The following is a 24,173-nucleotide window of genomic DNA, read 5'->3' on the forward strand; positions in this document are numbered from 1 at the left end:
GTTTCGGTCAGTTGTGTATAGGCCATAGTGCATTTTCCTTTGGCGAGAAAGATGCCTACTATAGCAACTGACCGCCCTTCTGAAAAATTGCACTTATTAGTCGAATCTGCCCTGGATAGTTAATTTTATATTAAGTTATTGTCAGATTGTTCACCTCTTTTGTTGTTTTGGTTATCGGTTTACTCTGATTTTTGAAAATTAAATTCGGTCAAATCTTATTTTACATTTAAGTAGATAAATTTCTAGCGTTATTAATGAATAATTATTTATTTATTCGTTTTATCTATATGTAGTAGATTTAATTTATGCACTTTTTATTCGATTTTTATTCACATAAAGTGCATAAATTGTGCATAAAAATACTTTTTGGAATTTTGAACAAGATCAAAAAGTATTTTTTTTGTGTACAACTTGTGTTGACTTTGTTAAGTATGGGCAACAGTATCTGTCTAATGGCTGAGCAACTATGTTTTAGGAAATAGTCATGGGATTAATAAGAATAATATTAAATAGATCCTGTAATCTTATTATTTTTAAGGCTTTTTAGGTTTCAGTTTGGTAAACCTTTTACTTGGCATACATTAAATAAGTTGTGTAAGTGTGAGACGAAAAATGATGCGGGGCATATTACTTTCTCTCATCCGTGTACTCTCTATTTTAAGGGGAAATGATCTATGTTAGAAAATATTCAGAGAAGTTGGTTTGAACACTATATGGTGCCCTGTTTCTCTCCTGCTAAGTTCATACCTGTTCGGGCCAAAGGTTCGAAAGTATGGGATCAAGATGGCAAGGAATATATCGATTTTGCCGGTGGAATTGCCGTTAATTCATTAGGTCATGCGCATCCTGAATTAAAGGATGAGTTAATTTCTCAGATTGAGAAAATATGGCATATAGGTAATGGTTACACCAATGAACCTGTCCTGAAATTAGCCAAAAGACTGGTGGAGAATACGTTTGCTGATAAAGCATTTTTCTGTAATTCAGGGGCGGAAGCTAACGAAGCAGCATTAAAGTTAGCCAGGAAATATACCGCTGATAAATATGGAAAAAATAAAAATGAAATTATTTCATTTAAAGATTCTTTTCATGGTAGAACATTATTTACCGTTACCGTAGGAGGGCAGCCAAAATATTCACAAGATTATGCCCCTCTTCCGCAAGAAATTACGCATCTTCCTTATAATAATTTATCTGCGATCAGAGAACATATTTCTGAAAACACCTGTGCGGTTATTGTCGAACCTATTATCGGTGAGGGCGGTGTTATTCCCGCGGATCCGGCGTTCTTGCAGGAATTACGGACTTTATGTGATCGTTTTCAAGCGCTGCTTATTTTTGATGAAATTCAAACAGGGGTAGGCCGTACAGGATACCTTTATGCTTATCAGGAATATGGTATTGAGCCTGATATTCTTACTAGTGCTAAAGGTCTCGGTGGCGGTTTTCCTATCGGCGCTATGTTAACAAAGCAACCTATCGCAGCGGTTTTTCAACCTGGAACACACGGTACCACATTTGGCGGTAATCCTCTGGCGGCGGCAGTTGCCGATAAGGTGCTTTCTATTGTTAATCAGACGGAATTGCTCACCGGCGTTTTGCAACGTCACGATTACTTCATGGATAAATTATCGAAGCTGAATCAGCGTTACCAAATATTCAGTTGCTTGCGAGGTAAAGGGCTGCTTTTAGGTGCTGAATTGGATAAGGCTTGGCAGGGTAAGGCGAAGCAATTAACTAACTTGGCGGCAGAGGAGGGATTAATTGCCTTGATCGCGGGTCCAGATGTGTTGCGCTTTGCGCCGGCATTAAATATCGAATTTGCTGATATTGATGAAGGTCTGGTTCGTCTTGAAAGCGCCATCATGCGGTTTGTAGGTTAATAGTTGAAGGTGACGTTATGATGCTTTTCCGAGCTGTCCAGCATAGTGACTTAAATGGGGTTCAATCTTTATCTCAACACGCTGGTATAGGTTTGACATCTTTTCCCAATAACCTGGAGCAATTACGCTCACGTATTGCACGTAGCGTTGATACTTTTGAGGGAAAACTGGCCAGGGCTCAGCAGGGATTCTTGTTTGTGCTGGAAGATACCAGCGTGAATCGGGTGGCGGGTGTCAGTGCCATCGAAGTGGCGGTTGGGCTGGAGGAGCCGTTTTATAACTTTCGGGTACAAAAAACCATTCGTTCATCACGTGAATTGGGGATTTATAAATCTATTGAAGCGTTGACTTTGGAACAAGATCAGACCGGTAACAGTGAATTGTGTACGTTGTTCCTTGATCCGGAATATCAGAAGGGAAGAAATGGGATATTTCTTTCCAAAGCACGTTTTCTTTTTATTGCCGCGTTTAGGGATATTTTTTCTAAAATTATATTCGCTGAAATGCGCGGGGTTGCCGATGAGCAAGGAAATTCCCCTTTCTGGAATTCACTGGGACAACATTTTTTTGGCATTCCTTTTTCCGAGGCGGATTACTTAACCGGTATTGGGTCGAAAACCTTTATTGCCGAACTCATGCCCCTTCATCCTATTTATATATCCTTATTATCTGCTGAGGCGCAGAAGGTGATTGGACAGGTCCATGAGAAAACAGTACCCGCGCGGGCAATTCTTGAAAAAGAAGGGCTTACCTATCAAGGCCATATCGATATTTTTGATGGCGGCGCTTTATTACAGGCTGAGATTAACCGGATACGGGCAGTAAAAGAGAGTCGTCTCGTTCCTATCAGTAAAGTCGAATCAGTGACCAGAGACGATGGTGTTCCTTGCATCGTTGCCAATCAGCATTTTAATGAGTTTCGAGCGCTTTTATTGAATGTGGCGTGTGACAGTCATGAACTTTTTTTGACAACCGCTGAGATGGATGCACTTCAAGTAAGCGATAGGGATCAGGTGCGGCTCGTTAGTCTCTTTCCAAAGGAAAATTAAGCATGAATTATAAAGTACATTACATTGGGGGAAGATGGATTGAGGGGCAGGGTGAGTCGATAACTAAGTTTTCCCCAATAGATCAACAGATTCTGTGGCAAGCTAACAGCGCCGATGCTTCTCAAGTCAGAGCTGCTTGTCATGCTGCCCGCGAGGCGTTTTATGCCTGGTCACATTTGCCCGCCAGTGAGCGGATTAAGGTTGTTCAGACATTTGCGGCTTTGCTGAATGAGGAGAAAGAAACGCTTGCTCGTGTTATCAGTCAGGAAACCAGTAAACCGTTATGGGAAACTCGAACTGAAATACAATCCATGATAGGTAAGGCGGCTATTTCTATCGAAGCGTGGGAACAGCGTACTGGTGAGTCAGAAACGATTATGCCAGACGGCCGTGCCTTACTGCGTCACCGTCCTCACGGTGTGATGGCGGTTTTTGGTCCGTATAACTTTCCTGGGCATTTGCCTAATGGTCATATTATTCCCGCGCTTATTGCGGGTAATACACTGGTGTTTAAACCGAGTGAGCTGACACCGATGACTGCGGAAGAAACAGTGAAATTATGGGAAAAAGCCGGTTTACCCGCCGGTGTGCTAAATCTGGTTCAGGGAGCACGCAGTACCGGGACAGCATTGCTGGAGGATAAGCAGATTGATGGCGTACTGTTTACGGGGAGTGCCAATACTGGCTTTCACTTTCACCGCATGCTTGGTGGTCAGCCAGAGAAGATGTTGGCACTTGAAATGGGGGGAAACAATGCATTGATCGTCGATGCTTGCGACGATATTGATGCCGCTGTTTACACCATTGTGCAGTCAGCATTTATCTCCGCCGGTCAACGTTGCACCTGTGCCCGCAGATTGTTGGTAAAAAATGGCACGCACGGAGATGCGGTGATTAAGCGTCTGGTGGAGGTGACAAAGCGGATCGTGCCATCTCATTGGGATGCTCAACCTCAACCGTTCATTGGTGGCGTCATTTCTCTACAGGCTGTGCAAAATCTATTGGAAGCTCAAGATCGGCTACAAAAACTTGGTGGCATCTCTTTGGTTTCGCTGGAGCAATGCGAGCCGCAATCAACGTTGTTGATCCCAGGAATTATTGATGTTAGCCAAATCGCTGATGTTCCTGATGAAGAGTATTTCGGGCCGCTGCTCATGCTTATGCGTTATGACACGTTTGATGAAGCGTTGGCAATGGCGAATAACACCCGGTTCGGATTGGCTACTGGTTTGATTTCGCCGGATGCTTCGTTGTTCCAGCGCCTGTCGGAAGATGCCAGAGCGGGCATTGTGAACTGGAATAAACCGTTGACAGGAGCTTCCAGTAAAGCGCCTTTTGGTGGCATTGGCGCGTCGGGAAACTTCCGACCCAGTGCTTATTATGCTGCTGATTACTGTGCCTGGCCGATGGCATCCTTTGTTGCCGACGAACTCACTTTACCTGAAACGCTTGCGCCGGGGATTCATTTCCCTGATTAATCGTTTAACGGGATAGATTTCAGTTTATACAATTTTTTCAGAGGGATTTATGGCTGGTTTTGAAGCAAATTTTGATGGGTTGGTCGGCCTGACCCATCATTATGCGGGGCTTTCAGTGGGTAATGAGGCTTCTATTAATAATAAAGACAGCATATCTAACCCACGTAAAGCCGCGCTGCAAGGGGTGATGAAAATGAAAGCGCTGGCGGATGCGGGATTTATTCAAGGAGTGCTTCCTCCGCAACAACGCCCTAATATCCCTGCTTTACGTAATTTAGGTTTTGTCGGCAGTGATGAGCAGATACTTCATAAAGCAGCCAAATATTCTCCGGCGTTATTATCAAAACTGAGTTCTGCTTCATCAATGTGGACAGCAAATGCGGCAACCGTGTCACCTTCGGCGGATAGCGCTGATCAGCGAGTCCATTTCACGGTAGCAAATTTAAACAACAAATTGCACCGTTCGCTGGAAATGGAAACGACGTCAGCCGCGTTAAAAGCCACTTTTGCTGATCAAAACTATTTTGTCCATCACCAGGCTCTTCCACAACATGAAGATTTTGGTGATGAAGGGGCGGCAAATCATAATCGCCTTGGCGGTGATTATGATGCGCCTGGCGTACAGGTGTTTGTCTATGGCCGTAGCGCATTTCGCGGCGGCCCAATGCCCAAATGTTATCCGGCGCGGCAAACATTGGAAGCCAGTGAAGCGATCGCGCGATTGCATCAGCTTAATCCGGCACAAACCGTTTTTGTCCAGCAAAACCCGGTCGCCATTGACAGTGGGGTTTTCCATAACGATGTGATTGCGGTCAGCAACCGAAATGTCCTTTTTCACCATCAATATGCTTATCTTAATCAGTCTCAGGTGCTGACCGAAATTAAACAGAAAATGGCGGTGTTGGGGCAGGATTTTGTCACGATTGAGGTGCCTGCTGAGCAGATCAGCATCAAAGATGCGGTTGATTCTTATCTCTTTAATAGTCAGTTACTGAGTAAAACTGATGGGAAAATGATGATCGTTGTTCCTGAGGAGTGTCGCCAAAGTTCCGCCGTTTGGGATTATTTACAGTTGCTGATTGCGCAAGCCTCTTCACCGATTAATGACGTCCGTGTGTTTGATTTGCGGGAAAGTATGCGCAATGGCGGCGGTCCGGCCTGTTTGCGTCTGAGGGTGGTACTAAACGATGCTGAATTTCGTGCTGTCAATCCCGCAACATTGATAAATACGTCGCTTTGCGATCGCCTGATCAAATGGATAGAACGCCATTATCGTGATGAATTATGTACCCGCGATCTGGCTGATCCCCAATTACTTCGAGAAGTTTATACCGCTCTGGATGAGCTTACCCAGATCCTGAATTTAGGATCGATCTATGAATTTCAGCGCTAAATTGGAGCAGATATGGATCTGTTAACGTTATTGCTTGAAAAAAAACTTGCCGACCACCTGACATTCCCAGAAACAATGAATGCGCATTGGTTGGCCGAAGGCGTATTGCAACTGATTCCCCATGAAGGGGAAAATCGGTCTCTGGTGATTTCCGCCGGTATTCACGGTAATGAAACCGCGCCTATTGAAATATTGATTCAGTTACTCGCACAGTTGGCGGATGGTACATTAACACTAAAAAATAATTTATTGATTATCTTCGGTAACTTACCTGCGATGCGTGCGAATCGACGTTATCTACATCATGATTTGAATCGCATGTTTGGTGGCCGTTACCTGGATTTTCCTTTGGGAAATGAGCGAGCACGTGCGGCGGAACTTGAAGATGTTGTGAGTCGCTTTTTTGCTGAACCTGCGGTGTCGTCGACAAATATTCGCTGGCATATTGATCTGCATACCGCTATACGCGCTTCTCATCATGAGCAATTTGCGTTATTGCCTGTTCAGAATCGTCCCTTTTCTGCTGAATTTATGCAATGGTTGCATGACAGCGATATTGATGCGCTCGTTTACCATCGAGAGAAAGCGGGGACTTTCAGCCATTTTCTGAGTGAAAAGTTTGGGGCGGATAGCTGTACGATGGAGATGGGTAAAGCAATGCCTTTTGGGGAAAACGATTTAACAAGGTTCCAAAAAATTACCGATGCTCTCTATGGTTTAATTTCTTTATCGCCAATAACAGCACGCATTAAATCTGAACTGAAACATTACCAGATAATCAATTCCATTATTAAGAGTCACGACAGTTTTCAACTTCATATCCCCGCAGATACCTTGAACTTTACTGAATTGCCAGAAGGATTTGAAATCGCCAGCCAACATGATTGTCATTGGGAAATTAAATTTCCGGCGAAATTTATTTTATTTCCTAATGCTGAGGTTGCTAATGGATTACGAGCAGGATTATTACTTGCTTTAAATGAAAAAATAATTAAATAAATAAGACATTATTCCATTTTTTTCCTGAAGCCGTGGTAACTTCTTTTTTAGAAAGATTTAGCAGTCAACTGCTTTTTTAATGACGGACGGGTATTATCATGAAAAAAAATAATAAAAATCAACAAAACATTTCGGTAGAAAAATTAACGGATCCGCAAGAGCTTCATCGAGGGCTAAGTGCACGTCATATTCAATTAATTTCCATTGGCGGAGCTATTGGTACCGGTTTATTTATGGGTTCAGGAAAAACCATTGCCGTATCCGGTACATCGATCATTATTACCTATGCGATTGTGGGTTTCTTTGTCTATATGGTGATGCGGGCGATGGGAGAATTACTTCTTACTAAACTGAATTATCGCTCTTTTGCTGATTTTGTATCGGACTATTTAGGCACGAAAGCCAGTTTTTTTCTCGGCTGGACTTATTGGATGAGTTGGGTTGTCTCTTGTATTGCTGATGTTGTGGTGTGTGGTGGGTATATTCAATATTGGTTTCCCGGTGTCTCTCTTTGGGTGCCTGCATTTTTAACGCTAGGTTTACTTGGTACTTGTAATCTTCTTTCTGTCCGCTTATTTGGCGAAGCTGAATTCTGGTTCGCCATGATTAAGGTTGTTGCGATTTTAGCGCTGATTATTATTGGTTTTGGTATGGTGATGGTAGGCTGGCAATCACCGGATGGTATGATCGCTTCTGTGAATAATTTGACTGATCCATCGGTATTTTTGCCAAACGGTATTTTTGGTTTTTTTGCCGGTTTTCAAATAGCGATTTTTTCTTTTACCGGTGTTGAGTTAGTTGGCACGATGACGGCAGAAACAAAAGATCCGGAAAAGATATTGCCGAAAGCCATTAATTATATCCCGATGAGAATTATGATTTTCTATATTTTCTCCATGTTGAGCATCATTGCCGTTACTTCTTGGGGACGGATCTCATCTGAAACCAGCCCTTTTGTGACACTATTTGCCTTGGCGGGTCTGCCTGCCGCCGCCGCAGTGGTTAATTTTGTTGCATTAACATCGGCAATGTCCTCTGCTAATAGTGGATTATATGCTTGTACACGTATGCTTTATGGCTTATCAACGGAAAAGAATGCACACCGGAAATTTAAAATTCTTTCCCGTAATACTGCGATTCCTATACATAGTCTGATATTTTCTTGTTTCTGTATGGTGGTTGGTACGTCACTTTTATTTATCGTACCGAATGTCATGCAGTTATTTACGATTGTATCAACCGTTGCTTCGATTATGGTGATTTATAGCTGGTGTGTGATTTTGATTGCCTATTTGGTTTATCGTAAGAATTACCCTGATGTGCATAAACGTTCAATATTTAAGATGCCTTTGGGGGTATTAATGACTTGGCTGACCCTGATTTTTTTCATCTTTACCATAGTGGTAATGGTTTTTGACCCAGATACATTGGCTGCACTCTGTGGCACGCCTTTATGGTTTATTATGTTAAGTATTTTATGGCGCGTAAAAAAGAAAAATGAGGCACAGGAAGAACAGCGTTATCAGATAAAGAAAGAGAGTTTTCGTTCATAGGCAGCTAATTGAGAAATAATAAATTATGGCCCGCATCTGCTGTTTAGCCCTAAACAGCCTTCCATGCTACGTGCATTATTAGTCGAATCCAGCATTGGATATTTATAACTTCGGTATTTCCATTAAAATTTAATTACAACCGTTGATGATTTATTTTATTTATCATCACATTTTTTAATTAATTTTGAGTTGCTTACCGATAATGTCCGATAGGCAGGCTGGACGTCTATCATAGAAAAACGTCACGCCAAATTGGCTAAGTAATGTCAATAACTAGCGTAAGGTAACGGCATTATGTGATTTGAATACGTGCGCAATAATATGTTTGTGAAATGTGGTTATGGGGATGGAAAGCCCATTGTACTTGGTGTTTCGCGGAATGTGTAGACTTGTGGCTGAAATCGAATGGGTGGGAATTATGATATCGGTAGCGTTGATATTCGGATGTTAAATGACCGTTTTAGTCAGCGCCTTTAGTCTCTCTACAGCAAGGATATACAACATCAATCTTTGCCATTTAATGTATTTAAAATAGTACAGGGCATAGATAAATCATTAATATTGCTAATTGTTTTATAATAGATTATATGCAAATATATAATCTATTATCTATTATCTATTATCAATTGTCAGTAGATAATTGATAATTGTTGTGAGGGAGGATGTTCATAGTGAGTGAAATTCAGCGATCCACCAGGAAAGTTGAAATGGGTCATACGGTTTTCAGAACTATAACACAGCCTTTTAATTGCTAAAAAAATCAATAATATAAATATAGGCGCATATGCAACAAGTTAACATCTCAAACAGCCACCGTCTGGTTCAATCCGAGACTGAGCTACTCGACCTTATTCTCACCGAAGTGACTAATGCTCCACATCCGGATCTCGTTATTATGGCAGGGCATTTCATGCTCTTCCTTGACGAAGACCAAGGATGCCTTGTACCGGGAGTCATTGAAGAAAATACTGCTCCTATGCGAGAAAAAATTGAGCGACGCGTAGGGATCTTTCCTGGATACACCTGGGAACTTGGTGTTCGAATCGCAGAGCAGCTTGAACATCAATTCGAAGCGATAAAATTCCTGCTACTCATCAACGATTGGCAATATGTTTCGCGTGACAGCGGGCCAGCATCTGAACTAAGACGTGCCTTCTACGAGCAATTCTCCGCGCTTCCGGCCTCGTACAAATCCATCTTAGAGCGCAGTGGGCAATTTTCTGAGCAAAACATGCTCGCAAGCCGGAAACATCCTATTGCTTATCCGGAGACTTGGCTGAAATACCGATTCCAGAAAAGCGCCGATAAGTTGGTCAAAGCAGGGCTCTTGAATCGTCGCGTTCTCGACAATGGCCCTGATGCCGGAACCGAAATTTCCCTTGTGGACGAAAACGGCGACTATAGACCTCTCATTACCTGCGGTGTTACCGGATGTGCGGGAGAGATCACTGAGATGATCTCTGAGGTCTACAAAGCGCAACATCGCCTTTTGGTGATCTTTGCCCCCGGAGAATGTTTCCAACCGGTTAAAACAGGGGTCAGCACGGCGCTTTCTCTGTATGGGCTTGCGGGTATGAAGGTGATTGTTGCGGACCCCGGTGGAAGCGGAGAGATGCAGACGCAAGAGATCTACTCGAAGCTCGTTAACGTTGCCGTCTTCACTTCCTGATGGGGAGTCGCTATGAATGTCAATGAAAACCCGACTGGCGTAATCTATTTGGATCATTGTGCCACGACACCATGCTTTCCTGAGGTCGTCGACATCATGCGATTCTACATGGAGCATGAATTCGGTAATTCTTCCTCCGCCCATGTGATGGGGCGTCGTGCCCGGCATGCGATTGAGAATGCCGCCCAGCAAGTGGCGTCTCTCATCGGTGCTCGTCCAGAGGAGATCGTCTTTACATCGGGGGCCACGGAAGCCAACAATATTGCGCTTTTCTCAAGTTTTACTCACAACGAATGCGCTCCTGCGGGGGCGCTGCTTTGCCCCATCGACCACAAATCTGTGTTACTGGTCGGCAAAGAGTTGAGCCGTCGGGGGCTGGCCGTCGAGTATCTGCCGGTTGCCGCTAATGGCCGGGTACAACCGGAAGATGTCATGACCAAACTGACCGCCGACACCCGTATCGTCAGCGTTGCTCATGTGAATTCCGAACTAGGCACAGTTCAGCCGGTGGATGAAATTGCCGCAATCACGCGTCGGTCAGGCGCTTGGCTACATGTGGATGCCGTCCAGTCTGTCGGCAAAATTCCCATGAACGTCAAGGAAACGGGAATTGATATGCTTTCATTTTCCGCCCACAAAATGCGGGGACCGAAAGGCATTGGGGCACTCTTCGTCGATGCGCGTGTTGCGGGACATTTGAGGCCCTTCATCTATGGCGGCGGCCAGAATCATCTGCGCAGCGGCACCTTGCCAACGCCGCTGATTGTAGGGTTTGGTCTTGCTTGCCAGATGGTTCAGTCGACCCTTGTTCAACGCCAAGCAAAAGTCACTGCATTGAGAGACTATTTCATTACTTGCCTTCATCAAAGGGTGCCGAACGCAGTGTTGAATACCGATCTCTCTTGCAGTTCCCCATACATCGTGAACGTCCAGTTCGAAGGTATCGCTTCGGAGGCACTAATATCCGGGTTACATCAGGTGGCTATATCGTCAGGTTCAGCCTGCAACTCTGCGGAACTACAGCCTTCGCACGTACTTACCGGCATCGGCTTGAGCTCAGCTCAGGCCAATGCATCGGTTCGGTTCTGTTTTGATCCGGATCTCGACAATGCGGTACTGGATACCGCAATTGAACACCTCGTCTTTCGATTAAATTCTATTCGCTAGGAGCATTATCCATGACTATGCAAACTTCTTCTTCAAGCCCTGGCACTGGTTTTTACGAGCGGGCTTTCGGTAGTTTCTCTGCGGAAGCAGTATCCGAGGTACGCAAAGAGACCTATGGCGAAGACTTGGGGCAGAACAACTGGTCTTCTGCTGATGAATTTAGAAAGTTCTCCCAATGGCTTCAATTATCCGACTGTTCTCATGTGCTGGATGTATGTAGTGGGTCCGGAGGACCGGCCCTGTTTCTGGCAAGGACCAGCGGTTGTAGGGTGACGGGAGTTGACATTCATCCTGACGGCCTCCTTACCTCCCGGCAACTTGCGGTAGATTTTGGACTAGAAGATCGAAGCAACTTCGTCGACAGTGATGTTCGTCAGCCTCTGCCATTTCCCGACGGCACTTTTGACGCACTATGGTGCATCGACTCTGTCATTCACATTCCAGATCGGTTGGCCTTGTTGCGTGAGTGGTGCCGACTACTGAAGCCGGGCGGACGGTTTTTGTATACCGATCCTACCTTGGTAACGGGCATGCTGAGTAAAGAAGAGATAATGGTACGTGGTATGCCAGGTTATTTCCTCTATACCCCGATCGGGTTGAACGAGCGTTTCATCAGCGAAGCGGGTCTTTGCCTTGAAATGCAGGTGGACCTTACACAAAGCGTTGTTGAACTCAGTGAACGCTGGCGTGCTGGGCGTGAGAAGCGTAGGGAGCAATTCATTGCAATGGAGGGTGAAGAAGCGTTCGGACGTATGCAGAATTTCTTGTCCACCACTCAGTTAGTTTCAATCGAACGCAGGTTGTCGCGCGTGGCCTTCGTCGGTTATCGTCCTTAATTGTTCCCTGTCCGATTGGGCAGATTAGGTGTTTTACCTATTTTATCTTCACTGTTGCCGGGCTGGACGCCCGGTTTAATCGTTCTGGTTAGACAACATATTATGCCTGCGGTTCTTTTGGTTTCTTTAAATAAAAAACGGATATGAGTTATCAGTAAGCGTGTTATTTAAATAGAAAAAACATTTTTGTTGAGAGATATATTATAAAGAGAGGCAGATTCGACTAGTAAGAGAAAATTCTCATTGCTAGATGTTTTCCAATAGATATAAATAGACACTTTATTTTCTGAATTATGTGGATAGCTATAATTGCAATTGGATGATATCTATTATATTATTTTGGAATAATAAATAGATGGCTGTTTTATTCATATGATATTATAACAACTAAAAAATTATCTATTTTATATGTTATTGAAATTGTCTTTTTTTGTGTTTTTGTTTTTTAATTTAATTATTATGGAGCTTGTATTTTTTGATTTAACAATCTATCTTTATTTAAGATAGCTAATAACAAGAGAGACTAATTAAATGATATGATTTATATTGCGAAGTTATTTTGTTATTGATCCTTTATTTATATACCTAATAGATTTCGAGTTGCAGCGCGGCGGCAAGTGAATGAATCCCCGGGAGCATAGATAACGATGTGACTGGGGTGAGTGAAAGCAGCCAACAAAGCAGCAGCTTGAAAGATGAAGGGTATAGATGGATTTGTTAATAACGGATATGAAATATATCTTTGTTTTTATTGGCATCAATACTATCAATAAAGCAAGGAGAGAAATATGAGTTTTAATAAAAAAATCTTTCTGATTTTCACTTTATTAACTATGAACCACTTTAGTATGGCATGTAATATTGATCCAATGGTGGAAAATATAATAAAAAGTTATGGTCTACAAGAGACTAAAGTGATGTCTATGTATAAAAAATGTGAATTGGATGTGGTGAATACCGGAAATAGAATTATATTAACTAATAATAAATCCCAAAATAGGGATGAACATGCAGGGATAGCGATGTACTGGTATCGAGGAATGGGAATAGAGGAATATAAGTTATTTGATAGTAATAACTTTAAAAAAATTCCTTGCGCTAACATTCCGAATCGCTTTTGCGGGATTTCTCCTGAATATACTTACGCGAAGAGCTATCCGATGAGAGAAGATAAAAAATTCGTTATAGAATTTAGTACAGTAGAACCTGGCTGGCTATATAATGAATTTACAACTAAACATAACTGCGAAATTAATATTGAATCAAGAGGAGAATCATATGGACTGGGTGGAATAGTCACCTTGAAAAAAGATGAATCAAATTGTAAGCCTAAAGGTTATAAGGTAGGGAATGAGTTTAATAAATGGCTATCAGAAAAGCCAATTAAAATAGAGACTACAATTTCTTATGTGCAATTACCTATACCGAACTAATCCTTAATATCTGTTATATAATCATATGATTATCAACGATCTTTTAGCATCGAATGCCTGCCTGCTGGCTTCGGTGCTTTTTCTTATTGGTTAAAGCTATCCCAATGACATATTTTTTAATTTAATTATATTGGAATTTGTTTTTGTTTTTTATAGTTAAATAATCTATCTTATTTGAATCAGATAATAACAATGAGGATTAATGTATTGGTTATATATTGTCTGCAATAGTGTTTTTTAAATCAACATATAATGATGAAATCTATTTTCATTTGATTAAGTACCAAAACCATAAATAAAGCAAGGATAGAAATATGAATTTGAATAAAAAGGTTTTCCTTATTTCCCCATTTTTATTAGCGATTAGTAGTTTTAGTATGGCATGTAAGACAGATCCACAGATAGAAAAAATAATCACTAAAAATGGACTGCAAAATACCAAAGTAATGTCTATGTATAAGAATTGCACACTTTCAGTCACAGCAAATACACCTAATAAAGTGACATTAGTCAATAAGAAAGCAGCAAAGCGTGATGATCAAGCAGAAAAAGCGATGTACTGGTATAGAGGGATGGAAATAAAGGAATATAAAGCATTTCACCAGAATAAGTATAAAAGCCTTCCTTGTGTTAAAGGAGAAAGTTTTTGTGGAATTGCTCCCCAATATACTTATTCGCAAAGTTATTTGACAAATAAAAAACCTGGAGTTGTTATTGAGTTTAGTACAATAGAACCGAAATGGTTATATAATGAATTTACAACTAAGCATAAGTGTCAAGTTAAAGCTGAGGGAGGAGGAACATACGGGCTTGGTGTGACAGGAACATCAGCGAGTTGTGATGATCAATACAAGAAGCTTGGAATAGGGAATGTATTTAATAAGTGGTTAGAAAAACCAGCAAAGATAGATGTTATAATCTCTTATGTATTATTGTCAAAGTAAGATTTAATATCTTTTTTAGTTGCGTGATTGTCAGTTTTAAATGATTTTTTTCAAAAAATGCAGCACCGAATATTCATGATTTCGGTGCTTTTTGTTGGTGATAGATTTAAGTAAATTCTGTGTTTCATGTTAATAGATAAAATGGGTAGGATTTTTTGAATCTACATTATGAGGTTATTTAGATTTTTATGGTATAAAAAATTAGTGGTTATTATTTTTATATATAACATTTGAATATTGATAAATTGTTTATTTTATATATTGTTGAAATTGTTTTATAAATTTTCCCATATTGATTCTGATGTGTTTAAATAAAATATTTTACAGTTTAATAATTCTGTAATTTGTATTTTTTGATTTAATAATCTATCCTTATTTAAGGAAGGTAATAATAACTAATTGAATTAAATGATTTATATTGTAATGTTCTATTGTTATTAATTTCTTATTTATATCTAAATTGTGATTTAAATTATTATTTATGTAGTAAATTATGTCTCAACTTAATAATAACGAAATTCATTTTTGTTCCATTGAGTGATATACCTAATAGATTTCGAGTTGCAGCGCGGCGGCAAGTGAGCGAATCCCCAGGAGCATAGATAACGATGTGACTGGGGTGAGTGAAAGTAGCCAACAAAGCAGCAGCTTGAAAGATGAAGGGTATAAAACCATAAATAAAGCAAGGAGAGAAACATGCATTTGAATAAAAAATTTTTCCTTATTTCCCCGTTTTTATTAGCGATTAGTAGTTTCAGTATGGCCTGTGTGAAAGATCCGGAGGAAGTTAGAACTGAGGTAAAAAAAGTAATAAGAAGCAATGGCCTGCAAAATACTGAAGTGATGTCGCTGTATGAAAATTGCGAACTTAGAGCGAAATTAAGCGGTTTTGAAAAGAGAAATGACGTTGAATTAAATAACACTTCTACTCATAATCAGGAGGCTAAGGAAGTAACAGCACAGTATTGGTATAGAGGGATGGGCAAAAATGAATATATATCATTAGACAAAAGTGGATATAATGCAATCCCTTGTGTTAAAGAAGAAAGCTATTGTGGAATTGCACCTGAATATACTTATGCAAAAAAATTTCCGAAAGATAAAAATAAGGATGAAAAGCCAAAAATTACTATAGAATTCACTACAGAAGGAGCTGGTTGGTTATATAAAGAATTCAGTACACCAATAAAAGAAGGAGGACATGGGTGTAAAATTAAAGCGGAAGGTGGAGGGTCATATGGGCTTGGTAGAACAGGAACATCTGGTGATAAAGTGAGTAGCTGTAAGCCTGATAAATATAAGGTAGGTGATGAATTTAATCAATGGTTATCAGAAAAAAGAATACAACATAAAGTTGCTTATGTATTGTTACCGAAAAAGCCATAAAAATAAGGTTTAACCTCTGTTCTGTTACCATATAATTATCAACCTTAAATTTGTGCAGATAAATATAAAGTGCCGCAATATGCGGCACGATTAAATTGTTTTTTGCGGTTCATTACGTGCACCGTTCTGCTCTGTTATCGAATTTATCCATATTGACGTCAACTAAGATCCATTGACCACCAATATATTTGCCAAGGTTTTCAGCGAGATGTTTTGGTACTTTGGATTTCGCCACGTCTGCCATAATTGCGGCGTCGTATTGCAATGGGCCATCAATGATCAGATCTGGACGTTTTTCCTGAGCCAAACGAGTTGCTTCACGAACTTTCTAAGCGGTTGATGATTTGGCTTCTTGAGAACAAGTAGGGGCAAAGAAGATCCCAGCGTAATGGCTGGGATCGCTTTCGGGTTAATCTTCGTATTTGAGATTTACATTAAGTTTCACTTTTTCAATATTAAGTGTGATAACACAGGAATGCCAAAAAGGAGCCTTCTCCGATTTAAAATTATCTAAAAGATAGATCCTTAACTCAACCAGTAAATCTAACAGTTGAGGACTGGCATCATAAGTATCATTAATCCATTTTTCTTCGCCATTCTTATTAACGTAATCGTAAGTAAACTCACCGCTATCATTCTCGGGTTCTAATGAAGCATTAACAATGATCTTAGATGCATCGTCAGGAGCTATAGAAAATAAAACCTTACCAATATCATTATAAATCTCTTGATCATCTCTCATCATTTTTCGCTCGGAGCATTTTTGAAGACTCTGTCAATAACTCTACCATTATCTACTGAATAACTCACAGTAAATTTGTCAGGTCTAAGACTATCATTAGAATAAGTAGGCTTTATCTTCATGTCTATAACCATGAAAGAACTCGCTTAAAATTGAATGGCCTGAGTCCAGTAGAGTTCCGAACTCAGGCATGATTAGTTGCTTAGTGTAACCTGTCCAACTTTTTGGGATCACTTCAATATATGGCAGGGATCACTTTCAGGTTAGTCCTCGTATTTGAATTCTATTCTGATTTTCATGTTTTCAAGGTCAACAGTGACGACACAGCCATACCATACAGGACGACCGCTAGTCAGATTGTTTTCCACGTAGTGTTTACGCAGCATTGCTAAATTTTCTATAAGATCTCTGTCTGTTTTTGGAGATGGGGGTAAAAACCACTTTTTACTCCCACTTTCATCAACATAGTCATATAGAAACTTAGCATGATCATTTTCGGGAGATAACTCTACATCCAGTAAAATCCTTTGTGCATCATCAGGAGCCGCTTCATATAATATACGACCAATTTCTGAATAAAGTTCATCATCACTTAACATTACTTACCCCCAGGTGCATTTATAAATCCTTCTCTTATCGGTCTTTGATAACTATCCAATAGGTTTTTTGAATTAAATGCGATTTATTTTTAAATAAAATACCCATTCAAAAAATATGAGATCTCGCCCTGTAATGTGACGGGGGCTATAAATCCCTTGTGTTAGCGTACGGCTAACACAGGGAGAGTGGTCATTTTATTAACGAGAAATTACGTAAATCTATTTACAAACTCTTGGCAGAGTATTTATTAATTGCCATTTATCCATACTTGCTGGAGCCAATCAGTGATATCTGACCACATTTCATCACTATAGCCATCATGGGACCAGTATCTAACTTGACCGCTAGGAAGGAGACAATAGTAGTTTCCGTTATCTTCACAAATAGGTAACCAGTCTTTAGGTACTCCTAACTTTCTTGCATCTTTAAGAGATTGTGATAACTCACCATAATTTTGTTTATCTTTAGTTACAGATAATAACTCTATGGAGCCATAGAAAACATTCCCTATTTCCTTTAAAACTTTTTTATAGTTATTAGGAAAAGTAAAACCAATCTCACGCTCATATTGTGCTAGCAATTCATCGTCTGGTAGATCTGTGTTGCTTGTTTCTCCACCAGATAGAAGTTTTAACTCATTGATAATTTTATCTAAATCGTTATTCATTTTTACACCTATTTATAGCTTTTGGCTCTATCTTTCCAATAGTTAGAACGCCATTTGTTAAATTCTGCTCTATTTATGCCTGAAGGAATACTATTGTCATTAATATGTATAACCCTATGATTTTCTTTATGGAAAGATTGTGTAACATGTGGTGAAGATTTACTGGCTTACCATCTGTACCGGTTGGTGCACGACCAGATGACATTAGCTCTATGTTCATTTTTCCTGATTTTGGGTCAATATATTTCGGATCGAATATATCATTATCTCTGATAAACCTTATTTCCTTGAAATGCAATTGGCTCTGCTGACCAATATAACCATATATAAATATATGGTTATATTTGACTTATTTATTATGTGTTTTTTACTGTAATTCAATAAAACTGCTTGTTATTAAAATAGGCTCATCATATGATTCTAAGTCTTCATTTAACCACATTTCCCCATTCCTGTCTAAATGAAATTTAACTAAAGACCCAAATTCGTCTAATGAAATAATAACATTAAGTTTACTAATGGGATTAAAAGAATTCCATGAAATAAGTAAGGAATTACAGAATAATATTGAATATTCTAAATAATCTTTATTCACATAGTCATCAATATGAAGTGAATTTACAAAACACTCAAATCCAACACAATCCTGAAAGTGTTTTTGGGATGCAGAAGAACTATAATTCATCATTTTTTTAGAGAAAAAACAATGTTCCTTTTCAATAAATCCACTGGAAATGATTGATTGTAGTTCATCTGTAAGAACCAAATGATTTCCTTTTAACTCATTCATTTTCTGTTTCATGCTTAAGTTAGCTTTTAGCATTATTTTTCTCCTAGGTATTGTTTCATGCCTTTATCAATCGCATTCTTAAAATTACTATTCTTTAATAACTCATTGACTTTTTTAGGCGCATCAGGAAATGTATTTGAAATGAGGTCATAATAGTACTTATTTCCTTGATTGTCTTGATAGTGTAATTGTCCTGCTCGTTGACCAGGATTTGGATTTTCCACATCAATACGTTCTTTACCTACTCCTTTCCAAATTGTTTTACTCGGCACTTGAACTCCATTTGCACCTATCATTTGACCATTTTTGTTTAGCGTATAGCCATGTGAAGATTGCTGACTTTTATTCTTCCCAACAATCGAAGCAACCGAAGCTTTACCGCCGATAGCACCGCCAATACCGGCAGATTCTACCGCTTCTTTGGCTATTAATGCACCTTTTTCCCAGGCAGGCAGCGAGTTATACAACAGCCCTAAATCGTTCTGATTTTCTGTCGTCACAAACTGGCTGATACGATGGGCATCCTCAGCCGATAAGTCAAACATCCATCTTAAGCCACTAATCGCATCCGCTGTTTTTATTCCGCCTTCTATTTCAGCCTGATAGGTCAGTGTGCATAATCCACCGTTCCCGGCACAGTCAGATAACATGTCTGCCCGTTGTGCTGCGCTCAGTTTGTTGTATTTGTTCCAGATTGTTTCGGTAGGCGTTCCTTGCTTATTAGCTTCTTGGAGCTCTCTGGCCAGATTGTAGGCATTCATAGAGTTCAGGTGGTTAAAGAGAATAACAATTTCTCCGGCATTAGCCCCACTGTTAGCGCCTTTGGCGCTATTGGTTGCAATGGCACCTGCAATGCTGCCAATGATTTTGCCGCCCGCCTGAATTTTCATTGGATCGCTGAATGTTTTATCCAATGTTATCGCGGCCAGTTCTGCCGCTAATGCTCCAGCAGCAGCCCCTTTGGCATCACCGCCGCCAATTTCCGCAGCAAGGGCAGAAACCGTCGCATGGCTGATGGCTTTTCCGGGTAAACCTAATACCTGACCGTTATCACCAATCAACCCGGCACCTTCGGCGTTAATCTGGCTGCCAATATTGGCAAGCAATGCTGTAGCGAAATTATCTTTAAAGCTGCCACCATTAATTGTGGTATTTAAACTGGAACTGATAATTGATTGTCCAGCAATACGTTGAGCGACTTTGCTCCAATCTGCGCCTTTACTTAATAGAGGGATATTTGAATGGGTTGATGAAGCCGCTGCGTTAGCGCCATCTTTAGTGGCAGTCCAACCCATCGCTTGATCGAACCCGGTCAGTGCACCACCAATGGCCATTGAAGTAATGGTTGATTTTACCGTGTCACTATTACCTAACTCTCTAAACGTTTTAGATAAGTTTCCTTGATTATTAACCAGAGTAACTGCTGCCTTAGAAGCTAAAGATGATATACCGGCAATGGTTGCGCCGGAAACAACAGCGCCTGTAGTCGTTGCTGTTGCGGCCGTTGCTGTGCCAACTCCTGTCGCCGCAGAAGCCGCAGATGCGCCAGCAGCGACAGCTAAACCTGATCCCGCAGTCACTGCTGCTACGGCTATTGCTATAACAGCAGAAGCTACCGGGCTTAATTGTTGGTTACTGTAATTCCAATTCTCATAAGCATCCTGAACTTCATTCCATTTTACATCATGTCGATTGTTTAAATCTTTTAACCAAGCAGTTTCTGGATTTTCTCCAAGCATCTTCAATGCAGTTTGCAGAGATTGGCTTTTTTGTGTCTTAATATCAGCGTTAATTCCTGAATTAGCATCTACGGTAAATAAGTTCCCAGCAGATATCGTTGGTAATGTCCAAATGGTGTTATTATGTCCACTATTAGATTGTTTGATGAAAAAACCTTTCGAATGACTAGTTGTTTGCTCAAATGAAATATTTGGCGTGGCTTTAAAATTAACAGAACCATGAGTACTAATAAGTCTAATGTTTTTACCTGCTTCTATTTTACTAGCTTCATAAGTACTGTCATCATGACTTAGCATAGTAATATTTCCAGCAGCAATAAATTCGCTTACATCATGGCCAGTTTTTTGACTAACTGTTGTGGTTGTTTTAGTACCACCAAAGAAACCTCCGCTTGAACTTTTTCGGGTTATTACATGTTTTTCTGAATTCCTTTGTGCTTTGGCATATAAATATCCACCTTTAGCTGCAACATCGATAGTACCTATACGCATTGCTTCTGCTTTATTATGGGCATCTATATCAGTTTGTAATTTTATTTCAGAATCACCTTTATTTTTGGCTTCTTGTATAGCTTTAACTAATTGATTATTAGCTGTAGCCAAAGTATTTTTAACCTGATTAATTCTAGATTCTATTTCATTTAGTTTATCTAGCTTAGGAGCTAATTTTTCTCGTTTTTCTTTAGTAGCAAAATCTCTCATGAATAATATACCTTTTTCACCAGCAGGCCTTCTATTACTTTTTGTCTTTTCATGAAAAGCGTTAAATGGAGCTTCTATTTCTGCAATAGCTCGTTTTAAATCATTTACTTCTTTTTCTAAGGGAGCTTTTTCTTTTTGAATTATTTCAAGTTTTTCTTGGGCTTCTCTTACTTTGGTTTCTGCACTAATTACAGGGCCGCTGTGATTTGATATAAAGATAGGATCTTTCCAAACAGCTCCTAACCCTTTCGCAGTTAATTTAGTTGCTTCAAATAAAATACTTCCATTGGTAAATAGTTTTAAAATACCACCAGCGGTTAATTCAGATACTTTGTTGATTGTTTTTTCAACACGCCCAGTATCTTTAGAATAGCTGCGATCAGAAATAGTCAGTGACTCAAAGCGCATATTATCATCAGAAAATGCGATAATATTACCATTGGCCGATAACTTTGTAGCTTCCGTTAAAAGTTTTCCACTGGTTGTTAAATTTATATCTTTGTCAGCCTTAATCGTTGTAATAATATAATTCATACCTATAGGTGGATTTTTAAAAGGAACGAGATGGTTCATTATATCTATTATAGTTTCCTTAAAAAAATGATAAGATATCGATAATAAATTTATTGAGTTTCCGGCTAATAAATTGGTTGAACCTTTCGTTAAAATGTCTGAGCCTTCTAAGGTGATATCATGCTGTGTATTGATGAGTAAATTATTGCCAGATTTAATATGAGTTTGGAGATTTGGAAATCTGGTGATAGTCGAAACTCTGAAATTCTTAGGATTAATTGCTTTTATATAATGATTAAAATCGTAACCAGCATATAGTTCAATATCCTTATCAGCTTCTAAATTTACTCTGTTTAAAGATAGGTTTCCACCGCTATTCATTAAAATTGAACCAGATGAATTTAATGTTACTGTGGGAGATAGGCTACTGAACAGTTCTGCTTCTCGATCAACTGAAATTGGTTGCATTATGTTATGATGGTTCAGTAAATCATCTGTGTGTTCAATAGTAATATCTTTATTAGCATTGAATGAAATATTTTTACTTTTGGATGCAAATAACGTATCTTTAATGTAAATGTTTTTTCCAGCAGAAAAACTTAAATCGTCAGATGCCTCTAATTTGTTTAGCCAGCGGGTATTATCTAAATGAAAAGATCTTAAAGGATCTTTTATATTTAAATTGCCATTGTGACTCATCAAAGCAACGTTTTTACTTTTTAAATTGCTTTGTAATAAGTTAATGTCATTAAGTGCCGTTATAGCAATATTTTCTCCAGAATTTAAGGCGGATAAAGATACTTTAATGGTGTCGTCAGAGATAATATTAATATCATTATCTGCTTTTATCCCGGTTGAAACATCAATGCCTTTGGCGTGCAGCAAAATATTCTTTGCATTTAAAGATATCTGGCTATTATCAGATATTATTTGATCAATACTGTTGGCTTCATCAGGTAATTTATTTTTTATCAGAATTGATTCTTTAAAATCAAAAACCAAATTATTTCCGGCGCTTAATTTTGATTCTAAAATTCTATTATTTTTCCATATTGAAATATATCTACTTAAGATATTCTTGATGTTTTCTTGGGAGCCATAGTATTCCTTGTATTTTTCTAATGTTCCTAAAGAGACTCCACTGTTTTCTAAATATGTTCCTGTAAGGATTAAATTATTCTTAGCTAAGATATTGCTGCTTTTATTAAGTAATTTATCTCCATATAAATAAGCGTTGTTACCGGATTCAATAATTGCTGGATTACTATTTATTTCTGATGTGAAATTAATGTATTCTAATTTTGTGTCTCTATGTGATACATCTACGTAAATAGGTTTTTCAAAATTAATTGAACCTTCTATTTTATTATCAGTATCCACTTTCTGAGTTTGTTTTGTTATTTTCAGACTTTCCCGTTCGTTAACTAAATTTTTCGTTCTTATGATTAAATCACCATTGTTTGTTTTTATAGTACCGGATTTATTTTCAACTAACTCGTTTTTATCTCCTCCCACATTCTTCTGAATCCACATATTATTATTGGCTTGCAGAAGTGCTTGAGCACCGATATTGCTGATAGTGTCACCATACACCCGCATATCTTGCCCAGCAGTCACACTACCTTTGTTGGTGATCTTATCACCAGTCAGAACAATATTCCTTGTTGCCTGAACCGGAGTATTCGGTTCGATATTGATTTCTTTAGCGCCCACATTTAAGCCTGTCTTAGCCTTAATATTGCCAAGTTCAATTTTGCCATTAGCACTTAATGTGATATCGCGTTGGGTACTGGTGATATCTTTCAGATTAACCCCAACACCATTTTCCGTTGCAATCAGGCGGATTTTATTGGCATACATACCACCCAACGCTTTGGTATCGATAGCCAGTTGTGGCGCTGCACCTTCACCGGCAATGGTCTTTGCCGTGCCGTCTTTGAAGGAAATTTGGTTGGCTCCTTGAGTGAGTGAAAGGTTATTGGCTTGAATTTTTCCATTCAGTTCAGTAGCCCGGCTGATAATATCGACATAATCTGTTGACTGGCCATTTAACCCTTTGCCGCCAATGGTGATTTGGCCTTTTGTCACTTTCAGGGCTTCAAGTGCACCTTGTTTATCAAATTGCGGTTTACCTGTAGTCAATACTGCTCCTGAGGTATTAATAAATCCACATCCATTACAGGTAATACCATTGGGGTTGGCTATCATGACGTTGGCTTTCTGGCCGGCAACCTCCAGCTGTCCCAGTAGTTCGGAACGGTTGCTTCCAGTGACTTCGTTGATAATAAGTTGGGCTGCTTTTCCATGCAGATTGGCGTTGGCACTGATTTGGCCGGCAAGTTGAGAGTTAACTGCTTGTGTGGCGTTATTTAATACTGCGCCCTGAGTGCCGGTATTAAATTCTTTATACGTATTGTGAGATATCCCAGCGTTATTAGGTGCAGCAATATTCACTATCGGAACATTGCCATTGTTATGTACTTGTGTCTGCGTATTGTCAGGGGTAATATCACCTGCCACTGCCGAATTAAGAGGATATATACCTGTCAGGTAAATTAAAAAATAACAGGTTCCCTTTGCCACAGGGCTGTTAAATTTATCCATATTGCGTCCTTTGATTAAATTAAGTC

At 39.5% G+C, this 24,173-nt stretch carries 18 protein-coding genes and 2 pseudogenes; 13 read left to right on the forward strand and 7 right to left on the reverse strand.

From position 1 onward, the window contains the following. The first annotated feature begins 674 nt into the window (after positions 1–674). The 12 genes from ACGF5R_RS03260 to ACGF5R_RS03315 all read left to right on the forward strand — a co-directional run bounded on the left by ACGF5R_RS03260 (position 675) and on the right by ACGF5R_RS03315 (position 15,790). Positions 675–1,883, forward strand: coding sequence for an aspartate aminotransferase family protein (locus tag ACGF5R_RS03260; RefSeq protein WP_387689728.1), 1,209 nt, complete (start codon positions 675–677; stop codon positions 1,881–1,883). 20 nt (positions 1,884–1,903) lie between these two features. Beyond that, on the forward strand, positions 1,904–2,932 hold the full coding sequence (astA, locus tag ACGF5R_RS03265) for an arginine N-succinyltransferase (RefSeq protein WP_225816046.1): 1,029 nt from the start codon (positions 1,904–1,906) through the stop codon (positions 2,930–2,932). Between the two features lie 2 nt (positions 2,933–2,934). Continuing rightward, the gene (gene astD / locus ACGF5R_RS03270; protein ID WP_387689731.1) at positions 2,935–4,410 is read left to right on the forward strand and encodes a succinylglutamate-semialdehyde dehydrogenase; all 1,476 of its coding nucleotides are present in this window, start codon (positions 2,935–2,937) and stop codon (positions 4,408–4,410) included. Positions 4,411–4,459: 49 nt separating this feature from the next. Beyond that, entirely contained in the window at positions 4,460–5,803 is a 1,344-nt protein-coding gene (astB, locus tag ACGF5R_RS03275) for an N-succinylarginine dihydrolase (protein WP_387689733.1), read from the forward strand. Positions 5,804–5,815: 12 nt separating this feature from the next. Further along, a complete protein-coding gene (gene astE / locus ACGF5R_RS03280; protein WP_387689735.1) occupies positions 5,816–6,802 on the forward strand; it encodes a succinylglutamate desuccinylase in 987 nt (328 codons plus the stop codon). 98 nt (positions 6,803–6,900) lie between these two features. Further along, positions 6,901–8,355, forward strand: a complete 1,455-nt coding sequence (locus ACGF5R_RS03285) for an amino acid permease (RefSeq protein ID WP_387689737.1) — start codon at positions 6,901–6,903, stop codon at positions 8,353–8,355. 784 nt (positions 8,356–9,139) lie between these two features. Beyond that, a complete protein-coding gene (locus tag ACGF5R_RS03290) occupies positions 9,140–10,024 on the forward strand; it encodes a hypothetical protein (protein ID WP_387689739.1) in 885 nt (294 codons plus the stop codon). 12 nt (positions 10,025–10,036) lie between these two features. After that, positions 10,037–11,191, forward strand: coding sequence for a cysteine desulfurase family protein (locus tag ACGF5R_RS03295; RefSeq protein WP_387689741.1), 1,155 nt, complete (start codon positions 10,037–10,039; stop codon positions 11,189–11,191). 11 nt (positions 11,192–11,202) lie between these two features. Next, complete coding sequence (locus tag ACGF5R_RS03300) at positions 11,203–12,027, forward strand: class I SAM-dependent methyltransferase (protein ID WP_118987793.1); 825 nt, start codon at positions 11,203–11,205, stop codon at positions 12,025–12,027. A gap of 788 nt (positions 12,028–12,815) precedes the next feature. Next, complete coding sequence (locus ACGF5R_RS03305; protein ID WP_387689744.1) at positions 12,816–13,460, forward strand: hypothetical protein; 645 nt, start codon at positions 12,816–12,818, stop codon at positions 13,458–13,460. A gap of 314 nt (positions 13,461–13,774) precedes the next feature. After that, positions 13,775–14,404 carry a hypothetical protein gene (locus tag ACGF5R_RS03310; protein ID WP_387689746.1) on the forward strand — a complete coding sequence of 210 codons (630 nt, stop codon included), beginning with the start codon at positions 13,775–13,777 and terminating at the stop codon, positions 14,402–14,404. A gap of 696 nt (positions 14,405–15,100) precedes the next feature. After that, the gene (locus ACGF5R_RS03315) at positions 15,101–15,790 is read left to right on the forward strand and encodes a hypothetical protein (protein ID WP_387689748.1); all 690 of its coding nucleotides are present in this window, start codon (positions 15,101–15,103) and stop codon (positions 15,788–15,790) included. 214 nt (positions 15,791–16,004) lie between these two features. On the opposite strand, the pseudogene ACGF5R_RS03320 reads toward ACGF5R_RS03315, so the two are convergent. Both ACGF5R_RS03320 and ACGF5R_RS03325 read right to left on the reverse strand, forming a co-directional pair. Beyond that, positions 16,005–16,118: pseudogene (locus ACGF5R_RS03320) on the reverse strand (phosphate acyltransferase); the annotation flags it as partial. A gap of 81 nt (positions 16,119–16,199) precedes the next feature. Beyond that, positions 16,200–16,535 carry an immunity protein YezG family protein gene (locus ACGF5R_RS03325; RefSeq protein ID WP_387689750.1) on the reverse strand — a complete coding sequence of 112 codons (336 nt, stop codon included), beginning with the start codon at positions 16,533–16,535 and terminating at the stop codon, positions 16,200–16,202. Positions 16,536–16,633: 98 nt separating this feature from the next. Here ACGF5R_RS03325 and ACGF5R_RS03330 point away from each other — a divergent pair, with 98 nt between their 5' ends. Next, positions 16,634–16,726, forward strand: coding sequence for an IS3 family transposase (locus ACGF5R_RS03330; protein ID WP_387689875.1), 93 nt, complete (start codon positions 16,634–16,636; stop codon positions 16,724–16,726). 69 nt (positions 16,727–16,795) lie between these two features. Here ACGF5R_RS03330 and ACGF5R_RS03335 read toward each other — a convergent pair whose 3' ends face one another. From ACGF5R_RS03335 to ACGF5R_RS03355, 5 genes and pseudogenes are all read right to left on the reverse strand, one after another. Continuing rightward, a complete protein-coding gene (locus ACGF5R_RS03335) occupies positions 16,796–17,131 on the reverse strand; it encodes a hypothetical protein (RefSeq protein ID WP_387689752.1) in 336 nt (111 codons plus the stop codon). A 248-nt stretch (positions 17,132–17,379) separates the two neighbouring features. Next, positions 17,380–17,799: an SMI1/KNR4 family protein gene (locus ACGF5R_RS03340; RefSeq protein ID WP_225816017.1), complete on the reverse strand. Its 420-nt coding sequence runs from the start codon at positions 17,797–17,799 to the stop codon at positions 17,380–17,382. 8 nt (positions 17,800–17,807) lie between these two features. Next, a pseudogene (locus ACGF5R_RS03345) lies at positions 17,808–18,019 on the reverse strand (HNH/ENDO VII family nuclease). A 147-nt stretch (positions 18,020–18,166) separates the two neighbouring features. Next, entirely contained in the window at positions 18,167–18,622 is a 456-nt protein-coding gene (locus tag ACGF5R_RS03350; protein ID WP_262980848.1) for a hypothetical protein, read from the reverse strand. Further along, positions 18,622–24,147 (reverse strand): DUF637 domain-containing protein, encoded by a 5,526-nt coding sequence (locus tag ACGF5R_RS03355; protein ID WP_387689755.1) that lies wholly within the window; start codon positions 24,145–24,147, stop codon positions 18,622–18,624. The genes ACGF5R_RS03350 and ACGF5R_RS03355 overlap by 1 nt, the downstream gene beginning before the upstream one ends. Between the last annotated feature and the right edge of the window lie 26 nt (positions 24,148–24,173).

Origin of the sequence: Photorhabdus sp. RM71S, assembly GCF_042879355.1 — a bacterium.
Lineage (GTDB): Bacteria > Pseudomonadota > Gammaproteobacteria > Enterobacterales > Enterobacteriaceae > Photorhabdus > Photorhabdus kayaii.